Here is a 16,579-nt window from a genome sequence, read left to right as displayed (position 1 = left end):
TGAGGCGCCGTCGGCGAGCTGCGGATGATGTGCCTCCCTCACGGCATGTGGGAGGTTCCCTCAGGGGATGCGGGAGGCCGGGTATCTGTCGGCTTCGGCCCTAATCTCGGTGGTGAGGTCCTCGTCGTCGACGATCCCCGCCAGTTCCCAGCGGTCATGGACCGGGCAGCGCTGGAACCGATAGGCGCCGAACCGAATGGATTTGAAAGACACGAAGGGGATCCATCGTGTCCGGTAGTACCCGTCGCCTGAGCAGTGGACGATGACTTCGTCCTTGTAAGTCCTTGCAGCCATGGCTTCAGGCTAACGCATGGTGACTTGCCGGTTGATTTCCCGATCACCGAGCCGGCGCGGGCTGCGCCGCCGCCTGCGGTGCACATGCCATCGCTCGGTCCTCAGGCCAGGCTGACGGTCTCCGCTCCGCCGATCGCACCGAAGCGGCCCGGCTGACAGGTGAGCAGGATGACCTGCGCGTTGCGTCCGACGTTGCCGAGGATGACGTTGAGGGCGGCCAGACGCTTCTCGTCGGCGAAGCCGAAGGCGTCGTCGAGGATCACCGGTGCACCCGAGGTCTCATCGACCAGTGTCGCCACGGCGAGCCGGCCGAGGAGTGCCAGCTGCTCTTTCGTTCCGCCCGACAGTGATTCGAAGCCCACGGTTCTGCCGTCCAGTGTGCGGGAGACGATCTCGAGGTCCTCGGAGATCTCCACCGACAGCCCCTGCCCGAAGATCACGCGCCCCAACCGTTCGATCTGTTCCTTGAACGGTGCCACGTACTTCCGCTGGGCCTCTTCCTTGTGTGTGCGCACGGTCTCTCGCAGCAGGCTGATCGCGTTCGCCTGACGGCGCAGACGTGCGAGCTTCGTCTGCAGGGTCTCGAGAGCTTCCTGAGCCGCTTTGAGCTTGTCGTAGATGCCCTCGCCTGCCCGGTCGTCGATGAGCGCGGAGAGCCGGTCGACCTCCTGCCGATCCGCCTCCTGCTGCCTCTGCTTGCTGTCGACGAGCTGGAGTGCGTTCTGCAGCCGCATCTCCAAGGTCTCCGGGTCGGCGGCCGCATAGCGTTCACGGGCCGCGGTCGCGTCTGCTGCCAGCGTCTCCGTCCGCTCCTGGGCACCGGCGAGCGCTGACTCCAATTCCTCATCGGACTGCGCTTCTCGGTCAGCGGCAAGTCGCGCTGTGAGGTTCTCAAGTGTCATCGTCGACTGCTCATGCTGAGCCTGCGATCGCACGGATGCGACTCTCGTCTCATCCCGGCCGTTCCGCGCCGAATCGAGCGTGAGACGGGCGGATTCGACGGCGTCCTGTGCGGTCTCGACGGCTGCTGCAGTCTCCTCGACAGCGGCTTCGAGCTCCTCGATCATCGTCGAGCTGACTTCCGAGCTGACTTCCGAGCCGACGTCCGAGTCATCTTCCGAATCCACGTCCAAGTCAACGTCCGATCCAGCCTCGTCGGTGTCCCCGGCTCCGGGTTGGGTGCCATTTCGGTTCGACTCCCCCGACTCATCGGCCAGATGTTCTGCCCGCGACAAAGCTGCGTCGAGTCCGGCGCGGTCGTCATTGCCGATGAGCGCACGCAGGGTCGATGTCGCCTCGGCGAGAATCGCTTCAGCACTGGTGCGCACATCTGCGCGCTCTCTGGCCTGGTCGAGTGAGGTCACCCCGAGACGTTCGAGCTCGGAGTCGAGTTCGGACTCGGCTTCGTCGACGGCTCGGTCGAGTTCGGCCGGAGACTGGCCGGGTCGCACAGTGATGTCGACGACGGAATCGATGAGGATCCGCGTGTCCTTGACGACGGCGAACTCTTCACGGTCGTCGGCGGCCAGCTGCACTCCGTCGATGCTCACGTCCGTGTCCCCGAGCCGTCGGGCGATGATCTGCGCGGCCGCCGCGGTCTTCGCCTTGGTCGCGATGCGCACCTCGGTGACGAGACCGGAGAGGTGTTCGACGTCTTTCGCCGTGACCGCGATCGCTCCGATCGTCGCCTTCGCTTCGGCTGCTCTGCGCTCCTGTTCGCGGACGCTCGTCAGCCGCTTGCGCAGGTCTCTGACTTCGCGGCGGGCGCGGGCCCGTGCGAGGTTCGCGGACGCGGACTTCGCAGCGGTGCGCGCGGTATCGAGTTCGGCCTGCTTGTCCTCAAGGGCCTTCTGCGCCCGGCCGAATTCTGCATCCTGTTCGTGTTCTCGATCTGCGAGCTTGTCACGGTCGGCGGCGGTCGCCTGCACGGTCTTCTCCGCCGCTGCAGCTTCGGCGATCAGTTCCCGTCGCCGATTCCAGGCTTCTTCTGTCCTCTGCTCTTCGCGCCGCCCCGTCTCTGCGGCCTCCTGCGCCCGCTCGAGTTCGGCCTTGAGTCCGGACAGCTCCTGCGCCGCCTCCTGCGCCTCGTCTCGTTCGTTCATGGCCTGCCCCAGCTGCTCTCGCACCGTCTGCAGCCGTTCGGCGGCACGAGCGTGGCGATCAACGAGTGCGTCCATGTCCTCACTGCGTGCAACGAGGGCCGTGTACTGCTCTTCAGCAGCGGGGAGCTCTTCGGTGAGTCTGCGGAGGTCTCCGGTCTCTTTGCCTTTGGCCGTGAAGAATCTCAGATATTCGGATTCGATCCGATCGAGGAACGCATCGTGGTCAGCGGGCGCCTCGCCCGATTCGCTGAGTGCTCCGTGCAGCGCTTTGATCTCAGCCAACGAGGCCTGAGCAAGACTTCTGCCCTGAGCGACGTCGAGCGCGTCGAGCAGATCGACGTCGACCGTTTCGTCGAGGATGGACAGAAATCGCTCATGGGCTTCGTCGCCGCTGAGCTGCTCGGGAACAGGGCGCAGGATGTTCAGTTCCGTGAAGGGCTGTTTGAGCCAGCGTTTGCCGTATCGGAGTTCGAAGTCTCCGGTGCTCAGATGCAGTTCGACCTGAGGGCCGACATCGGAGCCGACCGGCTGGGTGTCCTTGACGCTGGCCTTGCGGGAGCTGGCTTTGTCCTCGCGCAGCTGGGTGATGGCCTGGTGGATCGAGGACTTTCCGATCTCGTTCGGCCCTTCGACGATCGTCACGCCGGGACCGAATTCGACAGTGGCATCGGTGATCCCGCGGTAGTCGACAAGGCGGATGGAATGGAGTCTCATGAGGTGCTCCTGGCGAATCGGAAGAGCAGGCCGAGGGCGTCCTGGGCGGCGATCGCAGAGTCGTCATCGGCGGCGGCACGGGCAGAGAGCTCGTCGAGCGTCTCCTGCAGGTACCCACTGAGTCCGAGATCGGCGAAGTCCTCATCAGCGGCGATGACCGCGAGGTCCGTGTGCCTCTCCCACAGAGACACGAGGGCGAACAGGTCGGCGAAGTGGTCGAGGAGCTCATCCAGTCTGGCCTTCGCCGCCGTCGGCAGGGTGCCGCGCAGGATCAGCCACACCGCAGTGCGGTCCTTGTCGGCCAAGCCGTTCATCCGCTGTTCGAAATCGGCGACGTCGTCGGCCGAATTGAGATCGGCCTCGATGACGGTGAAGCTCCAGGCGCCGACGTGGATCTTCTCGACCTCGGTCCGATGAGTGTCGGCGTCGATGTCGACGAGAAGGACGTTGCCGGGATCGTCCTCTCGCCTGGAGGTCACCTCGGGCGCACCGGGATACCAGATGCGGTCGGCGACTTCGAAGGTGGCGTGCCGGTCACCGAGGGCGACGAATTGGGCCCGGTCCTCGCGCAGCAGCGTCCGGAGATGGTCGGTGTCGATCGTGGCCAGCGATTCCCGGTCCGGGTCGAGGACGCTCACCGCACCGTGGCCGGCGATGATGCGCACAGAACCGGGAGCCGCCTCGGCGAGGTCTTTCGTCGCAGCGGCGACGAGGTCCCCCTGGGGGCGTTTGGAGAACCACGGGGCGCCGACGATCTCAGCACCGGGCACGACGGCGAAGGGTGCGCTGTCGCGCAGCACGTGGACATGGGACGGCACCCGTGAGGTGAAGGCAGGTGAGTCATAGATCGACGAGGCATCCAGGGGGTCGTGGTTGCCCGGAAGGAGGACGACGGGGACGGTGAAGGAGTTGAGGACTTCGAAGGTGCGGGCGATGATCGCCCGGTCGAGCTGGTTGGTCTCGAAGACGTCACCGCAGACGAGGACGAACTCTGCGTCCTTCTCGGCTGCCAGCTCACCGATGCGCGCGACCGCGTCGAGCCGGGCGCGATGGAATCGCGGGCGCGCCTCGTCGCTGAGGAAATGCGCTGTCATGCCCAGCTGCCAGTCCCCCGTGGCGATGAATCTCATCTGCTCCTCCTCGTCTCGGTCCCATCCTACGGTCGCGAACCCACCATATCCGTCGCCTCTGACATAAGTGACGCACGGCACAGAAGGACCTGAGTTCAGCGCTCCCACCTGGGCGGACATGCCGCTGAAGGCGGCGCCCCGGACCACGAGCACACGACCGGCTCGGGAATCAGTGCACCACCACGACCCAACCTTAGGTTAGGCTAAGCAATTGTGAATTCGATTGCATTGACCGCGGTCGGTCTGACTCTCGGTTACGAGCGGACCGAGGTCGTCCACGACGTGAGCCTGTCGATCGCCCCGGGACGGGTGACGGCTCTGCTCGGGCCCAATGGCTCGGGCAAGTCGACAGTCCTGCGCTCCCTGGCTCGCCTCCACCCGATCGCCTCCGGCGACGTCACGGTCACCGTCGACGGAGCTGACGAACAGTCCGGTGCCCTGAGCGCCAAGGAGTTCGCGCGGGTCGTCACGCTCCTGTCACAGTCTCGCCCGCACCCGTCGGGGCTGAGCGTCCGCGAGGTCGTCGCCTTCGGCCGCCACCCGCACCGCAGGCGCTTCGCCGGGCTCACCGCGGATGATCGCAGTGCCATCGACCGTGCTCTCGGACTCACGGGCACCACGCCGATGGCCGACCGGCCGGTGGATCAGCTCTCCGGCGGTGAACTCCAGCGCGTCTGGCTGGCCACCTGCCTGGCCCAGGACACCGGCGTGCTGCTGCTCGACGAGCCGACGAACCATCTCGATCTGCGTTTCCAGGCCGAAATCCTCGACCTCATGCGCGAACTCGCCGATGATCACGGCATCGCCGTCGGCGTCGTCCTCCACGACCTCGGACATGCGGCCACCGTCGCCGATCACGTGGTCCTGCTTGACCACGGCCGCATCCGTTCGACCGGCACCTGCGAGGAGGTCTTCACCGCCGAGGTCCTCAGCGAGGTCTACGGCCTGCCCATCTCCACCCGCATCGATGCGGAGACGGGACTGGTCAAGGTCGAGCCGGTGCACCGCCGACAGCGCCGACCCGCCGTCCCCCACTGATTCCACCGCTCGCACCATCACCGAGCCATCACTGCACCTGACACAACCCGATCACCCGCCGATCGCGAATCGGCCCAGCAGAAAGATCACCATGACCCGAACAGCACTGCCGCGCACCGCTCTCACCTTCGCTTCGGCGACGGCGATCTGCGCCCTCGCCCTCACCGGATGCGGGACTACGAACACCGAGGCGCCCGCCGATGCGAAGTCGCAGACCTCCGCCTCGTGCGCGGACGACTCGAGCAGCACCTCGGCGGGGCCGGTGACCGTCACGGACGACACCGGCCACGAGATCTCGCTCGATGAGCCGGCCGCGAAGGTCGTCTCGCTCGAGTGGCAGTACACCGAGGATCTCCTGTCCCTGTGCGTCGATCCGACGGCCGTGGCCGATGCGAAGGGCTTCACCACCTGGGACACCGCGGAGACGCTGCCCGAGGACGTCACCGATGTCGGCACCCGCCAGGAGCCCAATGTCGAATCGATCCTCTCAGCCGACCCCGACCTCGTCATCATCGAGCGTGCCGACCGCAAGGACAAGATCGTCGGCCAACTCGAGGACCAGGGCATCCCGGTCATGGCGATGGCCGGAGCGAACGGCGAGGACCCCGTGAAGTACATGAAGGACACCTTCACCACAGTGGCGCAGGCGACCGGCCGCACCGAACGCGCCGAGTCCGTGCTCAGCGACTTCGATGCGAAGCTCGAGGAGTCGAAGAAGGCCATCGCCGAGGCGGACCCCGCCTCCAAGGAATTCGTCTACTTCGACGGCTGGGTCAATGGGTCGAACGTCGCCATCCGCCCGTTCGGGCAGGGTTCGCTCATCGGTGAGCTCGGCGAGGAGCTGGGATTGAAGAACGCATGGACCGGCGAGGTCGATCCCGCCTATGGCCTCGGCCAGACCGACATCGAAGGAATTTCGAAGGTCGGCGACGCGAACTTCTTCTACACCGGCACCGAAGATCCGGAGTCCGAGGATTATGTCGAGCTGCTGAAGAAGAACGACATCTGGGCGAACATCCCGGCTGTCGAGGACGACCGCACCTTCGCATTCCCGGCCGGCATCTGGACCTTCGGCGGCCCCAAGTCCTCCGAACAGGTCCTCGACGCCTATGTCGATGCACTGACGAAGTAATCGATGACCGCGCCCACGACCGCCCCGACCGCGGCTGAGGAGACGATGGAGACGGCTGCCGCGGATCGTCGCGGCGGCGGGATCGTCGGTGCGCTCTCGGGAGCGGGAGTGCTGCTCGCCCTCGTCGTCGCTCTCGCCGTCCTCTCTGCCTGGCACATCACGCAGGGCACCTCGGGGATCGGTGTCCGTGATCTGCTGGCTTCCGTCGTCGGTGCGGACTCCTCCCTCGCCGAGGCGGGTCCCGGTGCCCGTGACATCCTCTTGGGGTCGCGGCTGCCGCGCGTGGGCGCGGGGATCCTCGTCGGTGTCGCGCTCGGTGTCGCCGGGGTTCTGTTCCAGTCTCTGGCGCGCAACCCCTTGGCCTCGCCGGACACGCTCGCCGTCACGGGCGGCGCGTACTTCGCTGTCACTGTGGTCACGGCCTTCGGTATCGGGATCCCGATGTGGGCCTCCGGTGGTGTCGCATTCGTCGGCGGTCTGCTGGCCGCGGCGCTCGTGCTCGGCCTCGCGGGAGGCGCGGCCGCCTCGACGACCCGCCTGGTCCTTGCGGGTACTGCCACGGCCATGGCTCTGCAGGCCGGAACGTCGACGCTGCTCATCCTCTTCGCCGAAGAGACGACGAGCCTCTTCTCCTGGGGTTCGGGCACCCTCAATCAGCTCGATGGCACGGCCGCCATCCGCAGCGTCCCCGTCATCGGCGCCGTCACCGTCGGAGCGATCCTGTTGTCCCGGCGTCTGGATCTGCTCGGCCTCGGCGATGATGCGGCGTCGGTGCTCGGTGTCCCGATCCGTTCGACGCGGGCGATCGGCGTTCTCTTCGCCGTCGTCCTCACCGCCACGGCGGTGACGCTGGCCGGGCCGATCGGCTTCGTCGGGCTCTGCGCTCCGGTCATCGCCCGCCTGCTGGCCCGGGTGGTTCCGGTGCTCGGCAGACATGCGGTGATGATCCCGGCCACGGGTCTCATCGGGGCGATCATCGTCATCCTCGCCGATGCCGTGTTGCGGGCGATCGTCGGCGCCACCGAGGCGATCACGCTGCCGTCGGGTGTGACGACGACGATCCTCGGAGCGATCGCGCTCGTCCTCCTCGCCAGATCGATGCGGACCGCCGGGCCGGCGCAGGCAACCTCGGCGGCGAGGTCGACGCTGATCGGTTCGCGGCGGACGGGCATGACCATCGGTCTCGGACTTGTGGTCCTCATCTGTGTTGCAGTGCTCGGTCTGCTCACCGGGGAACGGTTCTACCTCCTCGGCGATGTGCTGCTCTGGTTCCAGGATCGGGCAGCCCCGGTCATCGACTTCGCGTTCGACTCCCGTGCTCCACGTGTCGCCGCAGCGCTGGCGGCCGGTGCCGCGCTGGGACTCTCGGGCACCCTCGTCCAGGCCAGTGCGCGCAATCCTCTGGCCGAACCCGGACTGCTCGGCATCACCGGCGGGGCGGGTCTCGGCGCGGTCATCGTCGTCACACTGATCCCGGGCGCAGGGATCGGTCTCGTCTCCACCGTCGGCATCCTCGGCGCGCTCATCGCTTTCGCCATCGTCTACGGACTGTCCTGGCGCGGCGGGATGAATACCGACCGGCTCGTCCTCATCGGCATCGGACTGTGGTTCGGATTCACCTCCCTGACCACTCTGTTCCTCGTCCGCGCGAACCCGTGGGACACCCCTGCCCTGTTCACGTGGCTGTCCGGGTCCACCTATGGTCGGGTGTGGGCCGATGTCGCCCCGGTCGCTCTCGTGTTGCTCGTCGCCGTTCCCGCGGCCTTCGTCTGGACGCGTGAGCTCGACCTGCTCGCCCTCGATGACGATACGCCGAGGCTCGTCGGCATTCCGCGCGAACCGGTGCGATTGGCCGTGCTCATCATCGCCGCCGTGCTCGCGGCGGTGAGTGTCTCGGCTGTCGGCGTCGTCGGCTTCATCGGCCTCGTCGCCCCACATGCCGCCCGCGCATTGGTCGGCGGCAGACACCTGCGGGTGGTGCCGACGGCGATGATTCTCGGTGCCGTGGGCCTCGTCGCCGCCGATGCCGTGGGGCGCACCGTCATCGCCCCGGCGCAGATTCCGGCTGGGCTCATCGTCGCTCTCATTGGTGCGCCGTACTTCGTCTACCTGCTGGCGCGTTCGCGGGCGTAAGCGGCAGCGTGAACGACTGCGTGAACGTCTGACCGGCGGTGCGCACGGACGTACCTGCCCGCCGAAGCGCTATCGAGGTCGATGCGGCGACGTTCCCCATGCGGGGCTGTGCTCTGCGATGTAATCGCGCAGCCTCTGGACGACGCGGCTGGACCTGCGCACGGCCGTGCACAGAGCGATCTCACGGACGTAGCCGGGCCCCCGCAGCTCCACCTCGGCGATCGAGTCCATCGGGCGCACCGCGCGCGGGATGAGAGCCACACCCATCCCCCTGCCGACGAATTCGCGGATCGTGGGAAACTCCGTGACTTCGATCGTGACGTGCGGGACGAAGCCGGCGGCCTCGCACCAGCGGTCGGTCAGCTCCCGCAGGTTGTACGTCGCCGGGGTGGAGATGAAATCCTCGTCTGCCAGCTGCGCCACGGTGACCTCGGTCTGATCGGCGAGCCGATGGTCGGCGGGCACGGCCGCGACGATCGTCTGGCTCGCGAGGATGTCGTGCGGGACCTCCGGCGAGGGCGGGATGATGATCGCCAGATCGAGGACGCCTCGCTGCAGATCGTCGACGAGTTCGGCACCGTGAGCCTGTTTGAGATCGAGGCGTATGCCCGGATGCTCGCTCCTGAAGGCGGCCAGCAGGTCGGGGACCTCGCCGGCGCCCATCGTCAGCGGGAACCCGAACCGGATGGTTCCGTGTTCGGGGTCGGCCGCCTCGGTGATGTCTGTCAGCGCGGTGTGGATCTCGCGCAGGGGCGTGCGCACCGCCGCGACGAGATCCCGGGCCGTATCCGTCAGCCCGATGGCCCGTCCGCGTGGGACGGTCAGCGGCACGCCGAGGTGGCTCTCGAGTCCGTGGATGCGCCGGCTCATCGTCGACTGGGGAATGCCGAGCGCCGCTGCCGCGTCGGTCAGGTGCCCGTCCTCATCGGCCAGGGCAACGAGTTCCCTCAGTCCCGTCAGCGAAGCGCCCCTGGGCTCGGATGACTGTTCCATATTCGGATCATACAGTTCCATTCGCTCATTGGACGGATTGTTTGTCGAGGCGCATGGTGAGACCATGACGACGCACACCGCACAAACCACGCACCTTCCCGACGCCGATGTCGTGCTCATCGGCGGCGGCATCATGTCGGCGACCCTGGGCTCGATGCTTGCTCTGCTCGAACCGCAGTGGCGCATCCTCATGCTGGAGAGCGCCGAGGACCTCGCCTCGGAGAGCAGCGACCCGTGGAACAACGCCGGCACCGGGCATTCGGGATTCTGCGAACTCAACTACATGCCCGACCCCGGCAACGGATCGAAGGCGTCCTCGATCGCTGCGCAGTTCCACCTCTGCCGCCAGTGGTGGGCGCATCTGGTGCGGGAGGGACTGCTCGATCCGGACGATTTCATCCATTCGGCCGCGCACATGAATCTCGTCTTCGGCGCCGAGGATGTCGCGTACCTGCGCACGCGTGTGGACACGCTGAGTGCGGATCCGCTGTTCGCCGAGATGGAGTACACCGAGGACCCAGAGACCATTGCGCAGTGGGCACCGCTGACGATGGAAGGACGCCCGGCCACCGGAGAACCGGTGGCCGCCGCCCGCCATCCCCGCGGCACGGACATCGACTTCGGTGCGCTGACCCGAGCACTGACGACGATCATCACCGAGGCGGCCGGTGAAGTGTGCACCGGCCACACCGTGACCGGACTCAACCGCACGAAGGAAGGCTGGCAGGTCAGCGGTTCATCAGCCGTCGGACGATTCGCGGTGCGGGCGAATACCGTCTTCGTCGGCGCCGGCGGATTCGCGCTCAGGCTTCTGCAGAAGGCGAAGGTCCCCGAAGTCCGCGGCTATGCGGTGCTGCCGGTCGGTGCGGCGTTCTATCGGTGCTCCACTCCGGCCGTGACCTCCCGGCATCGAGCGAAGGTCTACGGCCAAGCCGATGTGGGCGCCCCACCGATGTCGGTGCCACACCTCGACCGACGGATCGTCGACGGGCGGGAGCACCTGCTCTTCGGCCCCTATGCGACCTTCAGCACGAAGCTGCTCAAACGCGGTCGGCTCACCGACTTCTTCACGACACTTCGGCCGGACAATCTGCACATCATCGCGGCCGCCGGCCTGCAGAGCCTCGACCTCGTCACCTTCCTCATCAAGGAGCTGGCCGCCGGCCCTGCCCGGAAGTTCGCCCAACTGCAGCGGTACTTCCCACAGGCACGGCGGAACGAGTGGACGCTCATCCTGGCAGGGCAGAGAGCACAGCTGGTGAAACCGGATCCCAAGAAGATCGGCGTCCTGCAGCAGGGAACTGAGCTCATCGTCTCCTCCGATGGGTCGATCTCGGGGCTGCTCGGCGCCTCCCCCGGGGCATCGACTGCGGTGCCGATCATGCTCGACCTGCTCGAACGCGCATTTCCCGCACAGTGGCACGACCGTTGGAAGGCCGAGTTGACCGAGGCCATCCCCGACTGCGAGCGCACACTCTGGGACGCCGAGGCGGTCGCACGCACCCAGGCCGACACCGACGCCGTTCTCGGACTGGAGCGGGTCAGCATGTGATCAGCGGGGAGGCGGTGGACTTCGCACACCGATCGCGCGCACCGACCCCTCGCATCAGGCAGTGCGACAGACTGCCGGGACCTGCCCTGTTTCGACACATGAGACATTGTCGGAAGCCCACAGCAGAAAACTCCCAATGTTGTGGCACGTTGAATTGCACAGGGCAGATTTCGTCTCTAGTGTGACCCACAACACTTACTGTTAGGGAGATCACAATGAGGCGTCTGACCCGGTCTTTCGTGGCCATCTGTTCGACTATTGCGCTGACGGCGGGTCTTGCCGCATGCAGCGGAAGCTCCGATGAAGCCGGGGGTTCCGGCGACACGATCGTGGCGGAGACCGCATTCAATCTCAAGACCATCGACCCGCATCGTCAGTTCGAGTTCACCGGATCGACCATCGACAATGCCGTCTATCAGACGGCCCTCGAGTTCGAGGACGGCGACCTGACCAAACCGACCGACGGCCTCTGCTCCTTCGAGATGTCCGATGATGACAAGGAGATGACGCTCACTCTCAAACAGAAGGACGCGAAGTTCTCCAACGGAGACCCCGTCACCGTCGACGACATCGTCTTCTCGTTCGAACGGCTCCAGGGGATCAAAGGCAATCCTTCGTTCTTCCTCGATGGGGTGACCGTCAAGAAGGTCGACGACGAAACCGTGAAGCTCATCAGCAAGGACCCCAATCCGGCATTGCCCTATATTCTTCCGAACGCATCGATCGGGATCGTGAACTCGAAGGTGGTCAAGGAGAACGAAGGGACCACCGATGAGAACGACGGTGCCGAACAGTTCCTCAACGAGAACTCCCAGGGCTCCGGTCCCTACAAGGTGGAGAAGTACGATGCCGACAGCCAGGTCGTGCTGACCGCGAACGAGCACTACAACGGCCCGGAACCGAAGTACAAGCGTGTGGTCCTGCGCAATGTCTCCGCCGAGACGCAGCTGACCGACATCCAGTCCGGTCAGGCTCAGGTCGCCTACGACCTCAACTCCGATCAGGCGAAGCAGATCGACGAGTCGATGGGCAAGATCTCGAGCCTGCCCTCGACCCGCAGCCTCTACATCTTCAACAACACCGACGAGAAGATCGGCGGCCCCGCAGCCGACCCGAACTTCCGCAAGGCCGTGATGGCAGCGATCGACTACGACAAGCTCATCGATCTCGCCGGCGAGGGATCCCAGCGCATGGCCAGCCTCGTGCCCAACGAATTCGTCGGCGCTGTGCCCAAGGATGAGGCACCGGAGCGTGATCTCGCAGAAGCGAAGAAGCTCTTGAAGAAGGCCGGTTACGACGGCGAGAAGATCCCCTTCCACTACTCGAGCGATCAGGCCGTCAACGGTGTCGATCTCGCACAGCTGGCCGAGACCCTGCAGGCCCAGCTGAAGGAAGCGAACATCAATCTCGACCTCAAACCCGCACCGAGTTCGACTCAGCTCGACGGCTTCCGCTCGGCCAAGCAGCCGATGGGCATCGGCACCTGGGGTGCCGACTTCCCGGATCCGACGAACTACAACGTCTTCATCCCCGGCGGCAGCGTGGCCGAACGCGTCAACTGGGGCAAGGACGCCGATCCCGAGCTGACGAAGCTGGCCGCCGAGGCGGCGAAGGCGAAAGACGACAAGCGTGACTCCGCTTATGCGAAGCTGTACAAAGCGACCACGGACACCGGCGTATGGATCCCCTTGGTCCAGCCCGTCGACACTGTCGCCGTCGGCTCCGGCATCACGAAGTTCGTCTCCAACGCTGACACCTCGTTCGACTTCGCGAAGGCCGAGTGAGGATGGCGGAAGCTTCCCCCGCAGCACACGAGGTCGCCGCGTCCGACCGACCCGAGTCGGACGCGGCCCAGAGGATCGAACCTCCGAAGCTTCACCCGCTGCTGCGCTTCATCCTCATCAGGATCGGAATATCGATCCTCCTGATCTGGGGCGTGACCGTGGTGACCTTCCTGCTCACCAACCTCGTTCCCACCGACCCTGTCGCCGCCATCCTCGGCGACAGGGCGGCTGCGGATCCGGAGATCGTCGCCCAGACGCGGGCGAAGCTCGGACTCGATCAGCCGCTCATCGTCCAGTACTTCACCTACCTCGGCAACCTCCTGCAGGGTGATCTGGGTGTGTCCAACCAGACGCGCACACCGGTGCTCGCCTCCATCGGGCAGGTCTTTCCCGCCTCGATCGAACTCGGCATCGGGGCCATCCTCATCTCCGTCATCCTCGGTCTGCTGCTCGGACTCCTCAGCGCATTGAAGCAGAACACGATCGTCGACCACGCGATCCGCACGCTCAGCCTCATCGGCATCTCCGCACCGACCTTCTGGATCGCAACCGTCGCCTACTTCGTATTCTTCTTCAAACTCCGGGTCGTGCCCGGCGCCGGTCGCCTCGACCCGTGGATCACACCTCCCCCGAAGGTGACCGGACTCTATACCGTCGATTCTCTCCTCGCCGGACAGATGGCGACCTTCACGAACGCGCTCGGACATCTCATCCTCCCGTCCTGCGTGCTCGCACTGTTCACGATCGGACTGCTCACCCGCTTCAGCCGCTCCAGCGTCCTCGACATCATCCGATTCGACTACGTCACCGCGGCGAAGGCCAAAGGGCTGCCGAGCAGGACCGTGGTGTTCAAGTACATCTTCCGCGGCGCTCTGGTCCCGATCATCACCGTCGTCGGACTCGCGTTCGGCTCCCTGCTCTCCGGAGCCGTCCTCACAGAGACGGTGTTCGCCTGGAACGGGCTGGGCCAATATGCCTACCGAGGGGCGACGACACTTGATCTGCCGGTCATCATGGGCGTCGGCCTGGTCATCGGCATCGTCTACATCCTCGTGAACTTCATCGTCGACCTGATCTACGGCTTCGTGGATCCGAGAGTGAGGGTGAGATGAGCATCGGCTCCTCCAATCGCGTTGCCAACGGTTCCACCAGCGCCGAGGCGGTCGTCCGCGACCCGGTCGAGCCCGGTGTGAAACGGTGGCAGTTCCGGTTCCCGAGATCTCTGCGCACCCCGCTCGGATTCGTCGGCGCGGCCATCCTTCTCATCTGGCTGATCGTGGCGATCTTCGCCCCGCTCATCGCCCCTTTCGACCCCCTGGCGCAGGACTTCGCACGACTCAGGGCGCCGGGTGGCGACAACCTGCTGGGCACAGATACCTTGGGCCGCGACGTGTTCTCACGAATCGTCGTGGCCGCACGCACCACATTGCCTGCCGCCGTGTTCGTCGTCATCTGCTCGGCAGTGCTCGGTTCGGTCCTCGGCGCCATCGCCGGCTACTTCGGCCGTGCAGTCGACGAGATCATCATGCGCATCGCCGACCTCGTCTTCGCCTTCCCCACGATCATCCTCGCCATGGTCATCGCCGCGGCCCTCGGCCCCGGACTGAAGAACGCGATCATCGCCATCCTGCTCGTGTCCTGGCCCTCGTACGCCCGCGTCACCCGGTCACTGGTGATGACCGCGCGCAGCAGCGAATACGTCATCGCCGGTCGGCTCCTGGGATTCAGTGCCGGCAGATCGCTGGTCCGTGAGATCGCGCCCAACGTCATCTCCCCGGTCGTCGTCCTCGCCACCCTCGATGTCGGATCCGCGATCCTCACGATGGCCGGTCTGTCATTCCTGTCCTTGGGTGCGGTGCCGCCGACACCCGATTGGGGCGCCATGATCAGCGAGGGAGTCTCCCAGTTCGCCGCCTGGTGGATCGCGTTCTTCCCCGGACTGTGCATCCTCACCATCGTCATGGCGTTCAACTTCATCGGCGACAGTCTGCGCGACACGCTCGATCCGCATACCGCACAGGAAGTGGGTGAGACGACGTCATGAGCACGATCAGCATCAGAGACCTCAACCTCTCAGTGACCACGGGCAAAGACACCACGCACATCCTCCGTGATGTCTCATTCGACCTCGAAGCCGGCCGCATCACCGGGGTGGCCGGCGCCTCAGGGTCCGGCAAGACCCAGACCGGCCTGGCCATCATGGGGCTCTCCCCTGACGGTTCGCAGCTGAGCGGAAGCATCGACTTCGACGGAGTCGAACTCGTCGGGATGCCTGCCAAAGTCCACAACCGCCTCCGCGGGGCACAGTTGTCCATGGTGTTCCAGGATCCGGCTTCGGCTTTCCACCCGATGCTCACCGTCGGCGACCAGATCACCGATCATCTCCGGCACCACCAGAAGGTCTCGAAGAAGAAGGCGCTGGCGAAGGCCATCGATATCCTCGGCCGCACGAAGGTTCCGCATCCGGACGAGGCCGTCCACAAGTATCCCCACCAGTTCTCGGGTGGTCAGCTGCAGAGAATTGCCTTCGCCTCGGCGATCATCTGCGATCCAAAGGTCCTCATCGCCGACGAACCGACCACGGCACTCGATGTCACGGTGCAGGCGGGAATCCTCCGCCTGCTCCGAGAACTCTGCGACGACCTCGATCTCGCAGTCCTTCTCGTCACTCACGATTTCGGGGTGCTTTCATCGGTGGCCGACACAATCGTGGTGATGAAGAACGGAGTCGTCGTCGAGACCGGAGATCGAGAGACGGTCATCACCGCGCCCGAGCACGAATACACACGTTCGCTCATCGAATCACTGCCGGGAGCAGAGGTCGCACAATGACATCGGTTGACTACACACGGGCCGCGGTACGCGAAGAACCCGCTGCCTCCGAAACACCCCTGCTCTCCCTCGACTCAGTGTCGTGCGAATACAAACTCGACGGCGGGGGACGCTTCCGCGCCGTCGACGGAGTATCTCTGCAGCTGGGCCATTCCGAAGTCCTCGGGCTCGTCGGCGAATCCGGCTGCGGAAAGTCCACATTGGCCAAACTCATCTGCGGCCTGGAGAAACCGGCCGGTGGACAGATCTCCTTCGCTGGCAGCCCCGTCAGAGCATTGGGACTGAAGAAGCGTGCGAAGAGCCTGTTGGGCATTCAGATGGTCTTCCAGAATCCCTATGCGTCGCTGAACCCTCGGCGGAGGATTCGCGAACAGCTCGAGGATGCGCTGGCCCTGGATCCGTCCGGACGCTGGAGCGTCGAATCCCTCCTCGACGCCGTCGACCTGCCGGCCAACGCTGCACAGCGCTACTCGCATTCGTTCTCCGGCGGACAGCGTCAGCGCATCGCGATTGCTCGTGCACTGGCCGCGGGACCGAAAGTGCTCGTCGGTGATGAGCCGATCGCCTCTCTCGACGCCTTTCTGCAGGCCCGCATCGCACGCATGATGCGCGACCTGGCCATCAATTCCGGAGCGTCGATGATCTTCATCAGCCATGACCTCTCGGTCGTCCGTGACATCGCCGACCGCGTCGCCGTCATGGAAGCCGGGCGCATCGTCGAAGTTGCTCCGACCGAACAGATCTGGAGCAGCCCCGAGCATCCGTACACGAAGAAACTGTTGGCCGCCATCCCGAAGGTCGACGGCAAGGGGATCATTCCCGGATGAGCGATCCGCGGTCTCGAACGGACCGACGGCGCACAGAGCCTGTGCGGA

General features: G+C 65.5%; 13 protein-coding genes. 9 read left to right on the top strand and 4 right to left on the bottom strand.

Annotated features, from left to right (window positions below):
- Nucleotides 1-60 precede the first annotated feature (60 nt).
- The 3 genes from L1F31_RS06665 to L1F31_RS06655 all read right to left on the bottom strand — a co-directional run bounded on the left by L1F31_RS06665 (nt 61) and on the right by L1F31_RS06655 (nt 4,240).
- Nucleotides 61-294 carry a hypothetical protein gene (locus L1F31_RS06665; RefSeq protein WP_265419862.1) on the bottom strand — a complete coding sequence of 78 codons (234 nt, stop codon included), beginning with the start codon at nt 292-294 and terminating at the stop codon, nt 61-63.
- 101 nt (nt 295-395) lie between these two features.
- Nucleotides 396-3,110: an AAA family ATPase gene (locus tag L1F31_RS06660; protein WP_265419861.1), complete on the bottom strand. Its 2,715-nt coding sequence runs from the start codon at nt 3,108-3,110 to the stop codon at nt 396-398.
- Nucleotides 3,107-4,240 carry a metallophosphoesterase family protein gene (locus L1F31_RS06655; protein ID WP_265419860.1) on the bottom strand — a complete coding sequence of 378 codons (1,134 nt, stop codon included), beginning with the start codon at nt 4,238-4,240 and terminating at the stop codon, nt 3,107-3,109. The genes L1F31_RS06660 and L1F31_RS06655 overlap by 4 nt, the downstream gene beginning before the upstream one ends.
- A 210-nt stretch (nt 4,241-4,450) precedes the next feature.
- Here L1F31_RS06655 and L1F31_RS06650 point away from each other — a divergent pair, with 210 nt between their 5' ends.
- The 3 genes from L1F31_RS06650 (at nt 4,451) to L1F31_RS06640 (ending at nt 8,543) form a co-directional block, all read left to right on the top strand.
- A complete protein-coding gene (locus L1F31_RS06650) occupies nt 4,451-5,278 on the top strand; it encodes an ABC transporter ATP-binding protein (protein ID WP_429860960.1) in 828 nt (275 codons plus the stop codon).
- Between the two features lie 91 nt (nt 5,279-5,369).
- On the top strand, nt 5,370-6,410 hold the full coding sequence (locus tag L1F31_RS06645) for an ABC transporter substrate-binding protein (protein WP_265419858.1): 1,041 nt from the start codon (nt 5,370-5,372) through the stop codon (nt 6,408-6,410).
- Between the two features lie 3 nt (nt 6,411-6,413).
- Nucleotides 6,414-8,543, top strand: a complete 2,130-nt coding sequence (locus L1F31_RS06640; RefSeq protein ID WP_265419857.1) for an iron ABC transporter permease — start codon at nt 6,414-6,416, stop codon at nt 8,541-8,543.
- 69 nt (nt 8,544-8,612) lie between these two features.
- On the opposite strand, the gene L1F31_RS06635 is transcribed toward L1F31_RS06640, so the two are convergent.
- Complete coding sequence (locus tag L1F31_RS06635; protein ID WP_265419856.1) at nt 8,613-9,536, bottom strand: LysR substrate-binding domain-containing protein; 924 nt, start codon at nt 9,534-9,536, stop codon at nt 8,613-8,615.
- A 64-nt stretch (nt 9,537-9,600) separates the two neighbouring features.
- Here L1F31_RS06635 and L1F31_RS06630 point away from each other — a divergent pair, with 64 nt between their 5' ends.
- The 6 genes from L1F31_RS06630 to L1F31_RS06605 all read left to right on the top strand — a co-directional run bounded on the left by L1F31_RS06630 (nt 9,601) and on the right by L1F31_RS06605 (nt 16,531).
- Complete coding sequence (locus L1F31_RS06630; protein ID WP_265419855.1) at nt 9,601-11,088, top strand: malate:quinone oxidoreductase; 1,488 nt, start codon at nt 9,601-9,603, stop codon at nt 11,086-11,088.
- A gap of 215 nt (nt 11,089-11,303) precedes the next feature.
- Nucleotides 11,304-12,872, top strand: a complete 1,569-nt coding sequence (locus L1F31_RS06625) for an ABC transporter substrate-binding protein (RefSeq protein ID WP_265419854.1) — start codon at nt 11,304-11,306, stop codon at nt 12,870-12,872.
- Nucleotides 12,873-12,874: 2 nt separating this feature from the next.
- A complete protein-coding gene (locus L1F31_RS06620; RefSeq protein WP_265419853.1) occupies nt 12,875-13,984 on the top strand; it encodes an ABC transporter permease in 1,110 nt (369 codons plus the stop codon).
- Nucleotides 13,981-14,916, top strand: coding sequence for an ABC transporter permease (locus tag L1F31_RS06615; RefSeq protein ID WP_265419852.1), 936 nt, complete (start codon nt 13,981-13,983; stop codon nt 14,914-14,916). The genes L1F31_RS06620 and L1F31_RS06615 overlap by 4 nt, the downstream gene beginning before the upstream one ends.
- The gene (locus L1F31_RS06610; RefSeq protein ID WP_265419851.1) at nt 14,913-15,704 is read left to right on the top strand and encodes an ABC transporter ATP-binding protein; all 792 of its coding nucleotides are present in this window, start codon (nt 14,913-14,915) and stop codon (nt 15,702-15,704) included. The genes L1F31_RS06615 and L1F31_RS06610 overlap by 4 nt, the downstream gene beginning before the upstream one ends.
- Complete coding sequence (locus L1F31_RS06605) at nt 15,701-16,531, top strand: ABC transporter ATP-binding protein (RefSeq protein WP_265419850.1); 831 nt, start codon at nt 15,701-15,703, stop codon at nt 16,529-16,531. Before L1F31_RS06610 ends, L1F31_RS06605 begins: the two co-directional genes overlap by 4 nt.
- Nucleotides 16,532-16,579: the final 48 nt, after the last annotated feature.

It is taken from the genome of Brevibacterium spongiae (genome assembly GCF_026168515.1).
GTDB lineage: Bacteria > Actinomycetota > Actinomycetes > Actinomycetales > Brevibacteriaceae > Brevibacterium > Brevibacterium spongiae.
Note: the sequence above shows the minus strand (reverse complement) of the source record. Positions and strands in the feature narration are given on the sequence as shown.

Coding starts and splice junctions, on each gene's coding strand:
- L1F31_RS06665 (WP_265419862.1), bottom strand. CDS start 294: ATGGCTGCAAGGACTTACAAGGACGAAGTCATCGTCCACTGCTCAGGC.
- L1F31_RS06660 (WP_265419861.1), bottom strand. CDS start 3,110: ATGAGACTCCATTCCATCCGCCTTGTCGACTACCGCGGGATCACCGAT.
- L1F31_RS06655 (WP_265419860.1), bottom strand. CDS start 4,240: ATGAGATTCATCGCCACGGGGGACTGGCAGCTGGGCATGACAGCGCAT.
- L1F31_RS06645 (WP_265419858.1), top strand. CDS start 5,370: ATGACCCGAACAGCACTGCCGCGCACCGCTCTCACCTTCGCTTCGGCG.
- L1F31_RS06640 (WP_265419857.1), top strand. CDS start 6,414: ATGACCGCGCCCACGACCGCCCCGACCGCGGCTGAGGAGACGATGGAG.
- L1F31_RS06635 (WP_265419856.1), bottom strand. CDS start 9,536: ATGGAACAGTCATCCGAGCCCAGGGGCGCTTCGCTGACGGGACTGAGG.
- L1F31_RS06630 (WP_265419855.1), top strand. CDS start 9,601: ATGACGACGCACACCGCACAAACCACGCACCTTCCCGACGCCGATGTC.
- L1F31_RS06625 (WP_265419854.1), top strand. CDS start 11,304: ATGAGGCGTCTGACCCGGTCTTTCGTGGCCATCTGTTCGACTATTGCG.
- L1F31_RS06620 (WP_265419853.1), top strand. CDS start 12,875: ATGGCGGAAGCTTCCCCCGCAGCACACGAGGTCGCCGCGTCCGACCGA.
- L1F31_RS06615 (WP_265419852.1), top strand. CDS start 13,981: ATGAGCATCGGCTCCTCCAATCGCGTTGCCAACGGTTCCACCAGCGCC.
- L1F31_RS06610 (WP_265419851.1), top strand. CDS start 14,913: ATGAGCACGATCAGCATCAGAGACCTCAACCTCTCAGTGACCACGGGC.
- L1F31_RS06605 (WP_265419850.1), top strand. CDS start 15,701: ATGACATCGGTTGACTACACACGGGCCGCGGTACGCGAAGAACCCGCT.